Raw genomic sequence first — 15,688 nt, 5'->3', positions numbered from 1 at the left:
ACCGACATGCAGAACTTCTACTTTCCGCCGGGAGGGGCACCCTCCGCCCTGGCTGCGCAGCAGCCGATCTATCAGCTCGAGGGGCCACGCTATGTCCCCAGTAATCGCTCGCAACAGGCCATCCGTCTTGCCTTGCATGAGCGCTTGACCAGAAAGCCTGCAATGGCTCGACAAACGACCTCGGCTTCGTGGCAACGCATGGCTTCGTCGCAACGCGGGGCGCCTGCGGCGGCACTTCCTTTCGATCAAGAGGATCTTCTCTGGGGTGAGTGGGCGGGGGATAGCTTGCTGGCAATCGACAGGCTCGCTCACGAGTGCATCAGATCGGCGAGCCGGATGATCTTCTTCAAGCAGACAGTCAGAGCCTGCGAGCCCACGAAGATGGGGCATGAACTGATCCGGATCGTGCCGGCGCTGTCGCTTTTCGCGACGCGCGACCGCTGTGACCTGGTCTTTGCACCGCGGATCGAAACGATGCTTGACGCCTTTGTGAGCGTCGGTCTGTCAGAGCTGAACTTTGACAACCCCCAGATCTGGCTCTTCCAGGGAAGCCTTCAATTTGCGTCGATGGCCAATGGGATGGGGGACATGGTTCGCTCACGCGGCGGCAGTGCGAGCGCTGGTCGTGCCATGCAGCGACGCGATGAGCAGCACTCGGTGAAGTGGTGCAAGGCCAAGGCCTATTTCGCCAAGATCGCCAAACGCCATCCCACCTGTGACATCAAGCGTTACGAACTCGAGCTTCCTCCGAGTGACGTGGTCGACAGGGAGGCGTTGTTTCGTCACATGCACGAGGCCAGCGGCATCTTCGTGCGCAGCGCGAAGCAAATGTATGGGGATGCGATCGTGGGCGACGCGCGTTTGATCGACCGTGGCGATGGCGGGGGGCATCAGGCCCACGTCGTCCTTGTCTTCGACGGCCCAAGTGCGCAGGAGCTCATGCAAATGGATCAGGCCTTGGTGGAAATCTGGCGCGAGCAGACGGGCAATGGCTACGTGCGGGACGTCAATGCTATGCCGAGGTTTCAGTACCGCGCGACGGGGCATCTGTACCGTGGCTGCGCGACATCGGCTGATCAATTGGGGAAGGCCGCAATCTATCTGGCCCGTCCTAGCGCGATCGTCGAAGTCCGTGCGGTGAACGGACCGGCTGGCCTAGTGATTGGCGAAACGTCGCACGAGACGAAAGCTCGTGGCTCGCCTGGCCGCAGTCGGGGTTGATTGAAGAAGAACGGCCGCGTGTGAGGGGGCGCAGCTGCCCAGAGGGAAGTAGGGCGACGGACACGGCCGAGTAGAGGCGGCAAGACCCCGTAGCACGCAGCAAAAAAAAGAAGAAAGAAGGAGAGGCCCGTCGGCCTCTCCATCCTCCTTTGTGTGATCCCTGCCGTAGAGGCTCCGTGCAGAGCGCGCTTGTGCCGCCTCCCTATGCCCCCGGCTTTGCTTCCTTGTACTTGTAGCCATAGCCGTCGAAATCGCTGCCGATCGTGCGATCACTCTCGATCGGGAAGAGCCGATCGAACATCTCTCGTACTCCCATTCCGAAGCCGTCCTTCGACGTGTGGTTGATGTACTCCTGCATGCGCTTTGGATCGAGCAGATAGACAGGAATTGTCGAGCTCCTTTTCTTCCCATCGACGAAAAGTGAGGAGTCGATCAGCTCTGCATCAAGACCTTCTCGATATCGAAAAACCGTCCTGACCTCTGCGGTGTGATTCTTTTCGTGAGCGGCGTCGATCTCCTTGCTTACCGTAGACTTGGTTTGCTCAAGTGCTTCGGCATACTTGGGAAGCCAGGGCTGAGTTGCTTCAAGCACCCGGATGCTTTCTTCACGGCGCGCTTGCTGGCTGCTCTTAGCTTGCGTGATGTCGCGCAAGATGCGCTCCTTTGCCGCTGCGTACTCTGCGCGGTGTCGAGCCTTTTCAGCCTCCCATCGCGGCCTCGCCATTTCTTCCGTATCGGCGAGGAAGCGTCTCACAAAGACGAACGGCTCATCCAGTTTCGCATCTTCTTTTTCGATCGATTCCAGCTTCTCGTTCAATTTCGCGACTTCGCCTCCATCGTCGGCCAGCGCATGTTCGCGGCGCCCCTGGATCTTGGACACATTGGCTCGGTGATTTTCCGAATTGATCCGAATGGCGTCATCCAGATCACGCAGCGCCTTTTCCTTCGATGCTGTGAAGATGCTCTCGTCCAGCTTGATCGCGCAGGTGTGGGTGACCATCGTGGCGTTGTTCACGACTTCGCTGGTCCAGTCGCTGCTCTTGCATTCCTTGATCTTGCCCAGCGTTTCGCCGACAGTGAATTCGTCCCCGTGCAAGCGCGTGTCCTTGACGGCGGAAATCTTGCTGTCACCGCAGGCCGTCAGCGCAGCCAGGAGGAACCCGAGGCCGATCAATTTGATGGCATTGAGGGGAGTCATTTGGAAGCTCTTCTGTAAAAAATGGTTGTGGGGGTGATTGATATGGGGTGGCGGATGTACTTCGCCGCTGTTCCGTCCGTCCTCGCCGTTGTTCCTGCGCAGTGAGCGCCTAGCAGCGGTGTCTTGGGTTGAGAGGCCGGCGCGGGTCGGTACCGAGCACAGCGCCTTCTCTTGTCATGCACACGCCATCGGCACAGGCATAGTCAGGCGTCTTCAGCACTGCGCGATCGGCATCGCCGATCTCACAGCGCAACTCGTCAAAGTCGAACTCCTTGTGCGACTTCACCCGTTCGGTCGTCGTGTAGTACACGCCGTTGCCACCTGCTTGCACCCGGATCGGGTAGACCGGGTACTTGAGATCGCGGCTCCAGCCCTGGATCTGGATCTCCATGGCCGAACGATCGATCTGGTGCTTCACCGCGTCGGGGTTGATGAGTGGGTCGATGCCCTTGGCCAAAGCCAAGGGCATCAAAGTGATCGCGGTGAGCGCCGCGAGGATGGTGCCGAGTGCGGCTTTCATGGCGGGCTCCAAGTAGGTCGGAAGCTCAGCCGAGTTTGGTTTCGGCCGCCTTTGGCGCGATCAACTGCGGGATATTCCAGTCAGGCGGAAAGTCCGCGACAGGCGCCCAACCATTCTTCACGTAGCTGCGCGCCGAGATGCGATTGCCAAAGTGACCCACCAACGCGCAGGGAATGACGATGCTCAGCAGGTCGACTATCCCGTCCGGCGCATCGAACACCAGGATCAGGAAGGCGGTAACGAGGCAAAAACCGGCAACCAGAAAGACTGAGCACGCCAGCGCCAGGGGCCACTGGCCGCGCATCAGGAAGGCAATGGGGCCGAAAAGACCCAACTGCCACGAGAAGCCGTGCTTGACGAAGCGGGTTTGGTTGTTCTTGGTGAAATGGATATTCATGGTTAGGGGGCTGAAAGGGAGAGGGATTTGGTTGCCTCAATGCCCACAAGGGCGATGTGCATTGCTCCTCAGTGAATCGGTGGAAGGGCGCACTTTTGAATGTCTTGCGATCGGTGAGGGGGCATCTGTCGTGATGTGATGGTTCTTCGCGGTTGCATCGCGAAGGTGTTTCTCCCGTAGGGTTTGTGTTTTCAAATGCTAAGGATTCCTTAGTATAAGAACAAGTAGAAACTCAGACTATCTGAGGATGCCGCGTGCAAGCCATGCTCAGATTGATCCCGCGTTGCCGTTGTTCGCCAGGCGGCTCAAGGCCGCACGCTTGCGTAGCAATTTCTCGCAAGAAGGGCTGGGCGTGGCCGCCGGGGTGGACGAGTTTTCCGCCAGCGCGAGAATCAACCAGTACGAACGCGGCAAACACACACCGGATGTCTTGATGTCCACGCACTTGGCTCAAGCGCTGGGCGTGCCGTTGTCGTATTTCTGGGCGGTCGATGACGACGAAGCGGAGCTTTTACGGCTCTATCACACTCTCGGAGTGCGCATGCGCAAACAGGCGCTGCGCTCGATTCAGGACTTGGCTGCCCCCAAGTAGAGGCCTCCTATTGTTTTGGCACCGCTGTGCTGCGGGCCTGCCCGAGGGGTCAATGGCCGGACCAATTCTCCGAGGTTGGGGCTTGAACTCTTGTGTTGCCCACCCCTTCAATCCGCATGGGGCGGGCCGTCGCTAACCCCCTGCGGAAATGGGGTGAAGCCGTCGAACCGGCCAACTTGGTGGCGATGTGCTGATTTGTCAGGAGTCCATCGGCCTCAGTCAAAGGCGTGCAGAGAATCCCTGCGCAGGTAGCTGCAGAAATGCCACCCCAGCCCGAAGCCGAAGAGGATCCCGGTCGCTAGCACTAGGGCGAAGGCCCTCAAGTACTCGATCGGCCCGTAGAAAATGCCCATGGCGATGTCCTTTCTCTTTCTTCATGGTTGGTAGTTCAGGTTCTTGAGCCTCCCAAAGAACAAGCCCCGGCCCCTTTAGGGGCCGGGGCTTGTGCCGTCGCGAGAAGGCCGTGGGAGCGAGAGGAGCCCCTGCGGTGAGCGGATTTCCATTCAGCGCGGCTCGCTTCGGACAGGAGCCTCGCGCTGCTGCTGAAGTCGTTTCACCCGCACTTCCTCTTCGGTTGCGCGCCAGGCCGCTTCCCGTCGAAACGGATCGGTTTGCTTTCGCTGCAGCATCACGCGATCCACCCGCTGAAGAAACGCCTCGTCAAGCGCGAGCGCCTCGCTCTGGCAGGTCGGGCCCGACGCGGCAGCCTCATCCGACAGTTTTCTCATGAGGGCTTCCCCTCGAAGAAAATCGCCTGCACGCGCCGGGCGCCGGCCCCGTGGGCCGGGAAGCCCACGATGGCCGCACGATCACGCTGCTGGCAGATGCCGCAGTTCAGGCAGTCGGTGTTGCCGACACTGGCAGGGCACACGATGACCAGCCGACCTTCGGATGTCCTGGCCGGCTTCGTGGCGCCCACAGGCAAGACCACCGCCACAGGCGCTACGCCGAGCGACGCATAGGCATCGGCCTGCGCCAATGTCTGAGCGCTGAGGTTCACCGTGAACCCGAGCTCGTTGGCGCTGCGAATGGCGGCCTGGTTCGCCTGCGTCGGCCGGTAGTGCGTGTACGTGAAGCCGCGTCGCCCCCGGTTCGCCATCGCCAGCCTTGTGAGCAGGCGAGCGTCAATCGTTCCAGGTGAGCAGGGCGTCAGGTCGCCTGCTTGGTTGTGTCTCCACAGGGCTCGGCGCCGCAGTGTGGCGATGTCTTGCAGCAGTTCGTCGAAGGTGCTGCCTCGGGTGCCGGCAGACACGGCGCGCCAATGCAGCGCTAGCGGCCCGCTCTCCGCATAGCAGCCGTTGCGCCGAAACCCGCAATCCGGTGGACATGAGTTCGCGCTCGTGGTCGTGACCGCCATGGCGCCGGTCTTGGCGTTGCGGCTGATACGGGTGAAGTGATAGGTGAAGGGTTCTGACGATGGTTGCGGAAATGTTGCCGACGCAGTGCGCAGCGGCGAGCCACCGCATGAGCTCGTGGTGAGCAAGGTGTTCTCCTTTCGGGGTAGGTGCTGTCGTCGCGAGCACGGGGCGCGCAGCCGTCCCCTTCCCAGCCCCCGAGGGCTCTGAGGGGGCGCGGCGCGCGGAGGTGGATGGGCTTCGATCGCCCTGAGAAACCCTGTCGGGCTTAGTCGTCGAAGCGCTGCTTGAGCTTTCGCTGCACCTCGAGAGCACAGCCATGCCAGGCCTGACCGCTGACCAGGCCGGTATTCAGCGCTTCGGGATCGGTGGCAGCCACCTTTTCTGCGAACTGGGTCAGTGCCTGCAGAACGAAGGCCTGGATCAACGCCCCATGTGCGCTGAACTCCATCAAGTCGACGACGAACTCGACGTTGGTCTGGGGTCGGTCCTGCTTCATGCCGATGCCTCCTGCGGTGTCGCCGCCGGCAGCATCGTTGCCTGCTGGAGCTGTCTGGCCTTCATCCGAAAGATCAGGCCATCGTCACGTTGCACCTCCCAGCCGCGGCGACCCAGGCAGTGCCGCAGCTCGTAGGTGCGGCCGTCGTACGAGACGCGCAGGCCCGCGCGGATGGCTGCTCGCTTGGCGGCTCGGTTCGCATGGAACGCACGTACCTTCTCGCGCCATGGGCCTGCGTAGGGCCCGACCGGCGGATCCGCTCGATCAAGAAAGGCCAAGGGACAGTCGAAGTAGTACGGACCGCAGCTCTCGTCCATGTTCTTGACGACTGCCTGGCCATTCCTGCAATCGATGAGGGTCAGGCCGATCCAGATCCGCCCAATGCGTTCACCCTGACGGTTCTGCGCCAGGAACCATAGGCGATTGCCGATCGCGCGATGGGCGAGCACCGCGGCAAAGGCCGCCACGTTCTGCAGTTCGTCATGGACGGCCTGGTCCTTGGGGGCCCGGTAGACGATGCTGCCCATGTCAGTCGCTCCAGGTGGATGGGCGGCGCATGGCGATGCCGGCACAAGGCCGGCGGAATGAACGGACGCGCGCGACAGGCGCGCCCACTTTGGAGAGAGAAGTGTTGTTTGGCATGAGACAGACGTAAAAAAAGCCCGCGCAAGGCGAGCTGCTGGGGTGAGTAGGGGAAATTCCGGACATGACCGCTGGTCATTCCGGGACGGGTTGTCGCGCGTGTCGCTATCCAAGGGGCGCGCGGACGGCACAATTCCCCGCATGAGGACCAAGGAGGTGCTGACCGACGAGGAGCTGGGAGCCCTGGCGAGCGAGTGGCGCATGAAGGCACTGCAGGGAGATCTGCACGCGCGTGGCATTGCCCACGAGTACGAGCGCGAGATGCGCCGGCGTGCTGGTACACCACTCACGAACTACGACACCTTGGACTTGCGTCCATTGGAGCTGCGGGCAGCCACGCAGCGCCGGTGGTGGCGGTTCTGGCGAGTCGGTTGACTGCCAGGACTTGAAGATCAGGACACGACCTTCCCACCTTGATCGGGTGGGGCCTGATCAAGCTCCACGCAACTCCAGAACTCACGTTCGGCGTCGATGAGCCGAGAGATCTCGACTTCGTCGCGTGCGACGCGATAGATGCGCAGGTCCTGTCCGCAGATCAGGGCCACGGCATCGATGGCCTGAGCCCCGGTCACTGCCAGTTGGTGCAGCAGTTGGATCCGGACGTAGGCGGGCAGGCCCGCGTCCCAGTGCGCAGCCGCGTCCATGCCGACGCATTGACACTCCAGAAGCTGAACGTCGGGGTCGCCGACGACTTCGCGGCCGGGATGGGCGAACATCCAGGGGTGCTGCGGGTGCCGCAGCAAGGTGCTGGTGCGCCGCACATGCCGCCCCGTACGCAGCGTGTAGTGCGCTGCCACGATGGGCTCGAGCAGCCGGCTCCAGTAGACAGCACCTTCGGGCGTCGGCGCAGCCTCTGGTCGCGGCTGCAGCAGGTCGTGGCGTTCGGTCTTCTCCATCCAGAGCCGGACGGGAGACTTGAAGGGATCGCGGCCTACGGCTGCAGCGGCATCCAAGCTTCCGAGGCCGCCCTCGTACATGTTCGACCAGCGCTCAGGCACGGGGGCATGCAAGCGGGTGTTCTGGACCAGTTGCAATGCCGGGGCGCGCGAGGGCCCGCGAGCTGTCGAGGAGCGCAGAGCGCCGCGCGTGTCTGGGTTCAAATTCATCATGGTTTTCCTTGAAGGGTTGGGATCCACCGCCAGCAAAAAGCCCCGTCCTCTGGATACAGAGGCGGGGCTTCGAAGGGGGTAGGGAGTGGGGCGGTCGCTTTGAGGTTCACCTCGCGAGCTCCAGCGCGTGTGCGAGAGCTCGCTGCTTCAATGTGGCGCCATGGCCGAACCAGGCACTGTCCAGGCGGTACTCGCGGCTGCGGGCCCGGCGCTCGTGGTCGACGAACTCGGTCATTGCGCTGAGCAGGCCCCAGGCCGTGCCCCGCGCAGCAGCGAGTTCGGCGCCGCGGCCCTTGCCCTCGTACAGCTCCAGGACCTTGCGGGTAGCCCAGGCGCCCGGCATGGGCTGGGTGTCGGCACCGGGCGCGGAGACTTCGTCGGACTTGATCGGCCCGTAGAGCACATGCTGGATGTAGGTCTCGGCCTCCTTGCTCTTGACCTTGCGACCGGCCAGTGCCTTCATACGGTACATGAAGTCGTCCCACTGCCCGATGGCAATGCCGAGTTGGCGCTTGACGGCATTGGCATCGAAGCTGGTGCTGTGAGGAACGCGGATGACGTTGCTGGTGCTATCCAGCGCGATGGCCAGAGTGTTGTTGCATACGACTCGCACGGTCGTCGGTGTGACGCTGGTGGCCAGCGTGCCATCGCAGGAGGTCGCCAGCAGCAGGTAGCCGTTGACGGTGTCGCTGCCCTTGAGCACGGCCTGCTTGCCGGTACGCGCGAGCGCCCAGACCTTGCGACCACCTTTGAGGACGCCGGCCGTTTCCATCTCGTAGCCGCCGAGATCGGTGAGGTCGCGGTAGAACTCGAGAACTTCGCGGGGCTGCACGACTTGGTAGCGGCTGCTGACGACCGACAGCGGTGCACGCGAGTCGCTGCGGTAGAGCACCTTCTGCTCGGCGAACGATTCCAGGGCCTGCAGGGCATCGCCTTCAGGTTGGGTCATGAAGCGCACTGGGGTTTCCTGGATGCTCCAGTCCATGCCGGCTTGCTGGGCCCAGACCTCGAGGGGCTGCTTGGGTTGGAGGCGATGGCCCAAGCGGTGCCAAGGCGTGTCGCCGGCGTAGGCCATTGTTTCGATGAGATGTGCCATAGGGAGGTTTCCTAACGGAGAAGAGGGGGGTGAGAAGAGTGGTCAGCGGCGCGGGGCCGAGAAGGTATGGCCGCAAGCAAGGCAGCGGCGGTTGCGCAAGATCGCGTCATCAACGGCTTCGCCCAGTGCCGCACCGACAGTGCAGCCGGCGATGGCTCCACTCAGGCCGCCGAGGATCGCGCCGGCGACGATGCCAAGCGGCGTGCTAGCTGTTGCGGTTGCAGCCATCGCCATGCCGATCTCGGCGCCTGTGATGACGCCGGACAGCGCTCCGGAGATGCCGCCGGCAGCGCCTGCTACGGTGCCGATGGCCGCACCAGCCTTCTTGCCGGTGTCGCGGGGAATGGTGCGTCGCGACTGGCAGGCGGGGCAGGCGAAGTTGGGTGACCGTGTGAGGGGCTCATGGTCGGGAAAGGGTTCATCTTCGAAAGTGGTGGATGTGAAGTCGTGATCCATGGGGTTAGGGATGCACAGCGGCATTCCCGGAAAGGACGGAACACACGTCTGGCAGAGCCAGACGGCACAAAGCCCAGCGCGGCGGAGACCGGGCTGGGCTTTGTTGGAGGCGGACGGACTTTCTACTGTCTATCCGGTGTAGTCATATGGGGCTGAAAAATTCTGCAATCGCCGCGGCGGCTTGCGTTGGTGAGCTGAAGCTACGCCTGCTTCAGACTGATCTGAGTCATTCCCGCGCCGGCGTCCTAAGGGCAGCTTTCACGAACTCCGGTCATTGAATGGTCGGTTCCTCGATTACCCTCGGTACTTTACGGCACCAATAAACATACGAACACACGTCGCCCGCATGTCTAGCAGAAGCGCCGCAACGACTAACGAGCCTGCCAAGAAAACCGTTGCTCCACCACCAGCCGAGGGTGAGCGCCGTGCCGTTCGCGGCTATGTCGCTCAGTACGGGAAGGCCGGAGCGGCCATTTACAGCGAACTCGAGCGCGGGGAAATGCAGTGGGTGGGATTGGCCGACCGCAAGGCTGGCATCGCCGACGATCTAGTTCTGGGCTTCGATGGGCTGGTAGTCGGCCACCAATTCAAGACTTCGAAGTTCCCGGCGCCCTTCACCGTGACGACGCTCCTCACGGGAGCGGACGGCCTGCTGAAGCCGCTCATCAATGCCTGGCAGATTCTCTCCAAGGACAATCCTGACGCGCGAGTCGAAATTCGCTTTGTGACGACGGACTACCCGTCGACCACCGACAAGCCTGGTGACTCCACGCCTGCCTACAGCGCCGAGTTCATTGACCAGTTCGGGCGCTTTCCCGCCCGCACGTTGGCAGAGTGGCGCGCGGCCGGCTGGTGCAACCTGATCGATCGACTGCTGGCTGCATCTGGTCTAAACGAGGTCGAGTTTGAGAGGTTTCTGCATGCCCTGCGCATACTGCATGGCGCTGCCGCTGACTTTGTGCAGCTACACAAACTCAGCGCCGAGCAGTCGCGCCTGGCGTCCGAGATTGCCAGCCTGCTGCCTAATCTCGTTGCCGACGGTCGAGACAAGGACCGATGGACGCGTGATGAGCTGCTTGCGGAGCTGGGCTGGCCGGATCCGGCCAAGACGCGCTACGTGCACAGGTTTCCGCTCGGCACTTATGTCCAGCGCAACCGAGATACCGAGACTGAACTGCTGAAGACCGTTCGCGGCATTGAAATGGGCTATGTCGCGCTGATTGGCCCGCCAGGCTCAGGAAAGTCGACGCTGCTGCAGATGGCGCTCGCTGCGGAGCCAGCCCTCTGCCTAGTGCGCTACCTGGCGTTCGTGCCAGGGGTTGCCCAAGGCGTTGGTCGGGGAGAAGCCGAAACCTTCCTGGATGACATCAGCGCCCAGCTGCGCAGCAGCGGGCTGCATGGCATCCGCCTTCGAGATAACTCGCTGCATGAGCGCCGCGAACAGTTCGGTGCGCTGATTTCCCAAGCGGGCGAGCGCTATGCCAAAGAAAAGATTCGTACGCTCATTGTGGTTGATGGCCTGGACCACATCCCGCGAGAAGAGCGGCCTGCGCAGTCACTGCTGTCGGAACTCCCCCTCCCAGAAGCGCTCCCCGCGGGCGTCATGTTTGTGCTGGGCACGCAGCGTCTGGATCTCGCGCACCTGAAGCCTGCCGTGCAGGATCAGGCCGCGAAACCCGGCCGGCAAGTGACGATGAAGCCGCTTGACCAAGATGCCGTCGCCCGGATGGCTGACGTGCTCGGACTCGATCCGGACATCCCGCGCGTACGACTGCATGAGTTGAGCCACGGGCACCCGCTGGCGAGCCGATACCTGATTCAGGCGCTTCTAAGGGCCGATGGCGTTAGGCGCGCTCATGTCCTCGCCGGCGGCATGGAGTTCGACGGCGACATCGAGAGCGTCTATGAGGCCGCTTGGCGAGAGATTGCCAACGACCGCGACGCAACCGACGTTCTCGGCTACATCGCGCGCGCTGAAGCGCCAATCGCGCTCCCACTGCTTGCCACCATCCTGGACGAACGTGCGATTGAGCGGGCGCTAGCCGTCGCCCGTCACCTGTTGCTGGACTCAACGCAAGGCTGGCGCGTTTTTCACAACAGCTTCCGGCTCTTCGTCATCGCCAAGCCAAGGGTGCGGCTTGGCAGCGTAGAGACTGACTACTCCCAGCGCGTCTACCGCGAGCTGGCCAAGCTGGCGCAGAACGCGCCGGACAGCTCGCCCCAGCGCTGGCTGGAACTGCGCTACCGGGCACGTGCTGGTGATGCCGATGACGTGCTGGCGCTGGCGACGCCTGCGCGATTCCGCGAACAGTTGGCCCGAGGACGCTCTGGCACGGATATTCAGGACGACATTCGACTGTCGTTGCTCGCTGCGCGTCCTACCCTGGACGGGACCATGCTGACGCGTCTGCTCCTGTGCCGCGACGAAGTGTCTCGGCGCACCAACGCGCTGGAATATGCCGATCGACTGCCCTCTGCGATGCTCGCGATCGGAGACATCGACGCCGCAGTCTCCTTCGTGCAGGAGTTCCCCAAGCGCGGCTACGAAGTCGTTGACGCCTTGCTGCTACGGGGCGATTTCGACCTGTCGAAGGAACTGTTCGAACATCTCGAGCCGCTGTCGCAGCTGCACACCAGCCGGTTCCAGCACCACGGGAGAGACCACAACCTTCACGAGTTCCAAGAGTGGGCAAAGCGCGTCTACAACTTCCGGGATTTCGAGCAAATCCAGCAAGCAATTGAGCGCCTTGTTACCGATGGACTGGAGAAGATCCCCGGGCATCCGCCAGACGAATCCGAAGCGCCCCCGGACGTCCACCTGCGCCTGGAAGTAGCGCGCGCCGTGCTTGAAGGACGCCCCGGCACCGAGGCCGAGGACGTGTGCAACCAGCTCGGCATCGATCGCAAGGAGCTTGCCGCGCTGCTTGTGCACGCCGGGCTGGCATTCCGGAACGCTGGCGACACAGAGCGCGCCATGCAGCTGTTCGATGAGGCAGCGCAGCAGCCGGATTTCGAGGCATTGCCAAACGGCTGGCGGCGTGCCATCGCGCTCACTGCGGCTAAGGCCGGACGCACAGACCTCGCCGCCACCCTGTTCGACAAGCTTGCCGCGCCGATGATCTCAATGGGCGATGACGAGGTGAGCTACACAGGCCCCGGCGCCCTGGCGACTGCAGTGATGGAGCATGCGCAGCTGTGCACCATGCTCGGCAGGGAATTGCCTCCTGCGATCGACTCAAAGCATGAAATGTTGCGGCCGCTGCAGAAGCATGCGACCAAGACCGGCATTCTGCGGGGCCGGGTCGCCGCGAACCTGTCAATCTCGGCGGGCGGCGTTCAGGCGGTCACGCGCAACGCTCTGGGCTACGCCCTGCGACTGACGCCTCGTGGCGGCAGCGACTACTACCGAACCAGTCAAGTCCTGACGGCCGTGCCCTTGCTGGCGCGCGCGCTGCTGCAGATCGCGGCTTCCTGCGGCGAGAGCGAATACCGGGCCGTGCTGCGAGAAGTCGATGAAGCGATCGCATCGTCCACACAGAAGAGCACCGAAGACCTGCGCCGGGAGGTTGCCGTAGAGACCTATCGCCTTGACGGTGACCAAGCGCGCGCAGCAGCGAGGCTCGAGGCGCTGGCTGCCGAGTTGCATCGCGATACGCCCAGCGAGCATGTGGATGCGCTGGCAGAGCTGGCCATCGCCTTTGCAGCCATAGGAGAGACCGACCGCGCGCGCCAACTGCTGGCCACAGTGCCTGAACACTGCCTCGGTTACGCGCTGGCGGCCCGCAAGGACCCGCAGTACGGAGTCTGGCGCGACGTCTTGGTTCTCGCCAACAAGGCCGACTCGACCGGCAGAGCGGAGCGCATTTCGCATCTGATGCGGCAGGTCGACGGGATGAAGGAGACCGAGGGCGCCAACGCAGCTCATCGCCTGACGATGGTGCTGATTGATGAGGCCATGCAGGTCGATGCCAGGCTCGGATACGACACCGCGCAGACGCTGGCGACCTGGAAGCTGATTTCCTGGCCAAACCGCGTCGACCTGCTGATGACAGGGTTGGTGCGGCGCCGGCCAGACCTGCTTTGGACCTGCGTCGACGTGTGGTGCGGCCTGTGCTTGCCGTTCTACATGGAGCCTCACTATCGGGATCCGTACCACGTCGGTGACTTCATCGACGCCGTCGCAGACGCAGCGGGGCCGGGCGCCATTGCTCAGCTTGTCGGAGAGCTCTTGGAGCCCATCGAGATCACCAGCCGTGCCCACGAACGTGCGGCACTCCTCGAGCGGCTGCGCACCGCCGCGCTCAAGCACGGGTACGGCGACGGCAGACTCGAAGCGGCTCTGGTTCGCTGGAAGGCAGAGGCACCTGCGCCAAGGCGTTCGTACACGCCTTCTACGTACGACTCGGCCGAAACGCTGACCCAACTGCAGGCCATGTTTGAAGCGGGCCCAGCGCCGGACCACAACGCGCCTTCTCGGTTCGTTGATTTGGCGAAAGCTGCGCCCCTGGACATGGTCCGAGCCATGTATGAGCAATGGGAGGTCCTCCGGACTGACACGAAGTGCCGCTTCACATTGGTCGCGCGCCTGATCGATGCCGGTGAGCTGGAACACGCTCGAAAGCTTGTCGACGAATACCCAAGCACGGATGACCGCTGGAGCGCCTGGAGCCAGTTCATGGGCGGTGGCAAGTTCCGCTATCACAGGGCGCGCAAGCTCCTGGACGGTGCTGCAGCGCATCGCGCCGCTTTTGAGAGCTTGCTCGATTCCATCACGGCGGGCGAAGAAAACACCGTTTCGCTGCTGATGGAGATTGATGAAGTTCTTCCCGTTGTCAGTGCGTCGCCGGACTGGCCGGCAGTCTGGTCGTTGCTCGCTGAGCAGATGATGTTCACCCGCGAACACCAGCTTGGCAAGCCATTCAAGGTTGGGGAAGGGCATTTGAGCGACGAGGAGCTGCTCTTCGAGCTCGTCCACTTTGGCCTGCGTCTGCCGATTGTCGAAGCCCAGCGTCATGCGCGCGACTGCTTGCTTCGTTTGTCCGAGGATGTCGCAGTCGGCAAGGCAGTGGCCACACTGACCGTACGACGGCTCCTGACCGGCGAGTCCGACGCACCGCTGCAAGGCCTCTTCGCTCTGCTGGCCATGTCGCACAATCGACTGGCATCCCCACTTGGTGATGCCGTGGCGCACCTCGCGGGCCATCGAGATATCGCAATCGCTGAGGCGGCCCTGCTTCTGGCAAACCGCTGGGGCATAGCTGTTTCAGCGACGCGAGAAGCACTCCCGCTGTTCTACCAGCTTGAACTGGATGGTTCGCTGGTGCTGGACAACTCGTTGGTGGATGCACGCACCGGCGCGATGCGGATCGAGTCGGCGCCAGGCTGGACCCAGATGCTGCGGCCAATCGCCAGAGCGCTTGCACAAACAGCAGGCGTCGACGAATTGACCATCAGGCGGCGCGCCGCAGAGTTCATCCAGCAGTGGGGCGGCCTGGAGGCCTTCGGCGCGCTTGCGCTTAGACGACTTGAGGCTGAGCTCCGATCATTGGATATGCAGATCACCTATCTCAAGCCGCACATGGCGGTTGGGGTGGTCGCCCTTCGTCACGTCGCGGGAGAGGTTCGCCGCGCCGGCCTGCTGTCAGACCACGACCTGCCGCTATTCCTGGAGATCCTGAACGCGCCGCTTCCGTCGCACCCGCTGCTGCGGGCACAGGTTCGTCCGCAAGCAATTCCTAGACCGCTAGTCGCCCGCGACGCCAGTTGGGGCGAGGCCGGCCGCGCCTGGACCCCTCAGGTCAACGAGGATGTCGCACCGTGGTCACTACAGCCAGAAGACGTCGTGATCACGGAGGCATGTCGATTCACGGTCTTCAAGCCCAGACAAGCCGAGTTTTTCCAACACCGCTTCCGCGCTCCCCAGGCGCAGATCGACAGCGACGATTTCGATGACTGCTACGAAAAGCTGCCCGCCGTCGTCTGGCGAGGCGCCTACGTGACGCACGACGCGACTCCAGCGACTACGCTGGTCAGGCGTGTCGCAAGTTCCTCCGGGACCGACTTGTATGGGCCAAGGTATCTGCTGACCGTCTGCCCAAATTGGCTACGCCAGCTGCGCTGGCGGCAGCACGATTCGAATCCCCGCGTCTACATGGACTCCGGCGGTACTGCTGTGGCCAAGCTCGTTTGGTGGCGCGATGCCGGTCCTGTGGACATTGATGACGAGTCCATTTGGGGCGAGGGTTGCTATCTGGCCCTTGCACCGCATGGCCTCAGCCAATACAAAGCGGCGGGAGGACAACCGACCATCAACAGCTTCGCGAGCAGAGAGGTAGTGGCTCACAGCGGGTATGGCGAGGCAAGTAGCCGCAAGACGGCCAGGCACAGCTACGCCATCTAGTCGAGCCACCTCGCCGGCAGACGCTCGCGGTTTCGACGGACTTTATTTGTTGGCCTCATCAGTCATTTGTCTGCGCGGCAGCCGGCAGTCAGTGACCCCACCAAACTTGCAGCGGCTGCATAGTGTGCTTCGCGCCTGTGCATAGCGTGTTGGTGAAGCACAGTGGGAACCGCAGCCGCCCCTGGCTTCAGAGATTAAATACG

15 protein-coding genes are annotated in these 15,688 nt (G+C 62.8%); 4 read left to right on the top strand and 11 right to left on the bottom strand.

What is annotated here, in order from left to right:
* Positions 1–6: 6 nt before the first annotated feature.
* Complete coding sequence (locus AC07OH_RS11860; RefSeq protein ID WP_495300779.1) at positions 7–1,221, top strand: hypothetical protein; 1,215 nt, start codon at positions 7–9, stop codon at positions 1,219–1,221.
* A 202-nt stretch (positions 1,222–1,423) separates the two neighbouring features.
* On the opposite strand, the gene AC07OH_RS11855 is transcribed toward AC07OH_RS11860, so the two are convergent.
* The 3 genes from AC07OH_RS11855 to AC07OH_RS11845 form a co-directional block, all read right to left on the bottom strand.
* The gene (locus AC07OH_RS11855) at positions 1,424–2,419 is read right to left on the bottom strand and encodes a hypothetical protein (protein WP_495300778.1); all 996 of its coding nucleotides are present in this window, start codon (positions 2,417–2,419) and stop codon (positions 1,424–1,426) included.
* 109 nt (positions 2,420–2,528) lie between these two features.
* The gene (locus tag AC07OH_RS11850; protein WP_495300777.1) at positions 2,529–2,939 is read right to left on the bottom strand and encodes a hypothetical protein; all 411 of its coding nucleotides are present in this window, start codon (positions 2,937–2,939) and stop codon (positions 2,529–2,531) included.
* Between the two features lie 25 nt (positions 2,940–2,964).
* Positions 2,965–3,336, bottom strand: a complete 372-nt coding sequence (locus AC07OH_RS11845) for a hypothetical protein (RefSeq protein WP_172438238.1) — start codon at positions 3,334–3,336, stop codon at positions 2,965–2,967.
* A 247-nt stretch (positions 3,337–3,583) separates the two neighbouring features.
* On the opposite strand from AC07OH_RS11845, the gene AC07OH_RS11840 reads away from it, so the two are divergent.
* Positions 3,584–3,928, top strand: a complete 345-nt coding sequence (locus tag AC07OH_RS11840) for a helix-turn-helix domain-containing protein (RefSeq protein WP_095946890.1) — start codon at positions 3,584–3,586, stop codon at positions 3,926–3,928.
* Between the two features lie 215 nt (positions 3,929–4,143).
* On the opposite strand, the gene AC07OH_RS11835 is transcribed toward AC07OH_RS11840, so the two are convergent.
* The 5 genes from AC07OH_RS11835 to AC07OH_RS11815 all read right to left on the bottom strand — a co-directional run bounded on the left by AC07OH_RS11835 (position 4,144) and on the right by AC07OH_RS11815 (position 6,309).
* Entirely contained in the window at positions 4,144–4,281 is a 138-nt protein-coding gene (locus AC07OH_RS11835) for a hypothetical protein (RefSeq protein ID WP_172438239.1), read from the bottom strand.
* Between the two features lie 150 nt (positions 4,282–4,431).
* Positions 4,432–4,656 (bottom strand): hypothetical protein, encoded by a 225-nt coding sequence (locus AC07OH_RS11830; protein ID WP_495300776.1) that lies wholly within the window; start codon positions 4,654–4,656, stop codon positions 4,432–4,434.
* A complete protein-coding gene (locus tag AC07OH_RS11825; protein WP_495300775.1) occupies positions 4,653–5,411 on the bottom strand; it encodes a DUF7227 family protein in 759 nt (252 codons plus the stop codon). The genes AC07OH_RS11830 and AC07OH_RS11825 overlap by 4 nt, the downstream gene beginning before the upstream one ends.
* 140 nt (positions 5,412–5,551) lie before the next feature.
* The gene (locus AC07OH_RS11820) at positions 5,552–5,782 is read right to left on the bottom strand and encodes a hypothetical protein (protein ID WP_495300774.1); all 231 of its coding nucleotides are present in this window, start codon (positions 5,780–5,782) and stop codon (positions 5,552–5,554) included.
* On the bottom strand, positions 5,779–6,309 hold the full coding sequence (locus tag AC07OH_RS11815; protein WP_495300773.1) for a hypothetical protein: 531 nt from the start codon (positions 6,307–6,309) through the stop codon (positions 5,779–5,781). Before AC07OH_RS11815 ends, AC07OH_RS11820 begins: the two co-directional genes overlap by 4 nt.
* Before the next feature lie 256 nt (positions 6,310–6,565).
* On the opposite strand from AC07OH_RS11815, the gene AC07OH_RS11810 reads away from it, so the two are divergent.
* Entirely contained in the window at positions 6,566–6,799 is a 234-nt protein-coding gene (locus AC07OH_RS11810; protein ID WP_495300772.1) for a hypothetical protein, read from the top strand.
* Positions 6,800–6,816: 17 nt separating this feature from the next.
* Here the strand turns inward: AC07OH_RS11810 and AC07OH_RS11805 are convergent, their stop codons facing one another.
* From AC07OH_RS11805 to AC07OH_RS11795, 3 genes are all read right to left on the bottom strand, one after another.
* A complete protein-coding gene (locus tag AC07OH_RS11805; protein ID WP_495300771.1) occupies positions 6,817–7,533 on the bottom strand; it encodes a YqaJ viral recombinase family nuclease in 717 nt (238 codons plus the stop codon).
* Between the two features lie 106 nt (positions 7,534–7,639).
* Positions 7,640–8,629, bottom strand: a complete 990-nt coding sequence (locus tag AC07OH_RS11800) for a DUF932 domain-containing protein (RefSeq protein ID WP_495300770.1) — start codon at positions 8,627–8,629, stop codon at positions 7,640–7,642.
* 42 nt (positions 8,630–8,671) lie between these two features.
* Complete coding sequence (locus AC07OH_RS11795; RefSeq protein ID WP_495300769.1) at positions 8,672–9,085, bottom strand: hypothetical protein; 414 nt, start codon at positions 9,083–9,085, stop codon at positions 8,672–8,674.
* A gap of 346 nt (positions 9,086–9,431) precedes the next feature.
* Here AC07OH_RS11795 and AC07OH_RS11790 point away from each other — a divergent pair, with 346 nt between their 5' ends.
* Complete coding sequence (locus AC07OH_RS11790) at positions 9,432–15,485, top strand: ATP-binding protein (RefSeq protein ID WP_495300768.1); 6,054 nt, start codon at positions 9,432–9,434, stop codon at positions 15,483–15,485.
* Positions 15,486–15,688 lie beyond the last annotated feature (203 nt).

It is taken from the genome of Variovorax sp. GW821-FHT10C12 (genome assembly GCF_059415405.1).
This window is presented reverse-complemented; position numbering and strand designations above follow the sequence as displayed.

What these genes read in the sequence shown, in the direction of transcription:
- AC07OH_RS11790 (WP_495300768.1), top strand. Translation starts at nt 9,432, where the DNA reads ATGTCTAGCAGAAGCGCCGCAACGACTAACGAGCCTGCCAAGAAAACC.
- AC07OH_RS11795 (WP_495300769.1), bottom strand. Translation starts at nt 9,085, where the DNA reads ATGGATCACGACTTCACATCCACCACTTTCGAAGATGAACCCTTTCCC.
- AC07OH_RS11800 (WP_495300770.1), bottom strand. Translation starts at nt 8,629, where the DNA reads ATGGCACATCTCATCGAAACAATGGCCTACGCCGGCGACACGCCTTGG.
- AC07OH_RS11855 (WP_495300778.1), bottom strand. Translation starts at nt 2,419, where the DNA reads ATGACTCCCCTCAATGCCATCAAATTGATCGGCCTCGGGTTCCTCCTG.
- AC07OH_RS11805 (WP_495300771.1), bottom strand. Translation starts at nt 7,533, where the DNA reads ATGATGAATTTGAACCCAGACACGCGCGGCGCTCTGCGCTCCTCGACA.
- AC07OH_RS11830 (WP_495300776.1), bottom strand. Translation starts at nt 4,656, where the DNA reads ATGAGAAAACTGTCGGATGAGGCTGCCGCGTCGGGCCCGACCTGCCAG.
- AC07OH_RS11820 (WP_495300774.1), bottom strand. Translation starts at nt 5,782, where the DNA reads ATGAAGCAGGACCGACCCCAGACCAACGTCGAGTTCGTCGTCGACTTG.
- AC07OH_RS11860 (WP_495300779.1), top strand. Translation starts at nt 7, where the DNA reads ATGCAGAACTTCTACTTTCCGCCGGGAGGGGCACCCTCCGCCCTGGCT.
- AC07OH_RS11815 (WP_495300773.1), bottom strand. Translation starts at nt 6,309, where the DNA reads ATGGGCAGCATCGTCTACCGGGCCCCCAAGGACCAGGCCGTCCATGAC.
- AC07OH_RS11850 (WP_495300777.1), bottom strand. Translation starts at nt 2,939, where the DNA reads ATGAAAGCCGCACTCGGCACCATCCTCGCGGCGCTCACCGCGATCACT.
- AC07OH_RS11810 (WP_495300772.1), top strand. Translation starts at nt 6,566, where the DNA reads ATGAGGACCAAGGAGGTGCTGACCGACGAGGAGCTGGGAGCCCTGGCG.
- AC07OH_RS11845 (WP_172438238.1), bottom strand. Translation starts at nt 3,336, where the DNA reads ATGAATATCCATTTCACCAAGAACAACCAAACCCGCTTCGTCAAGCAC.
- AC07OH_RS11840 (WP_095946890.1), top strand. Translation starts at nt 3,584, where the DNA reads ATGCCGCGTGCAAGCCATGCTCAGATTGATCCCGCGTTGCCGTTGTTC.
- AC07OH_RS11835 (WP_172438239.1), bottom strand. Translation starts at nt 4,281, where the DNA reads ATGGGCATTTTCTACGGGCCGATCGAGTACTTGAGGGCCTTCGCCCTA.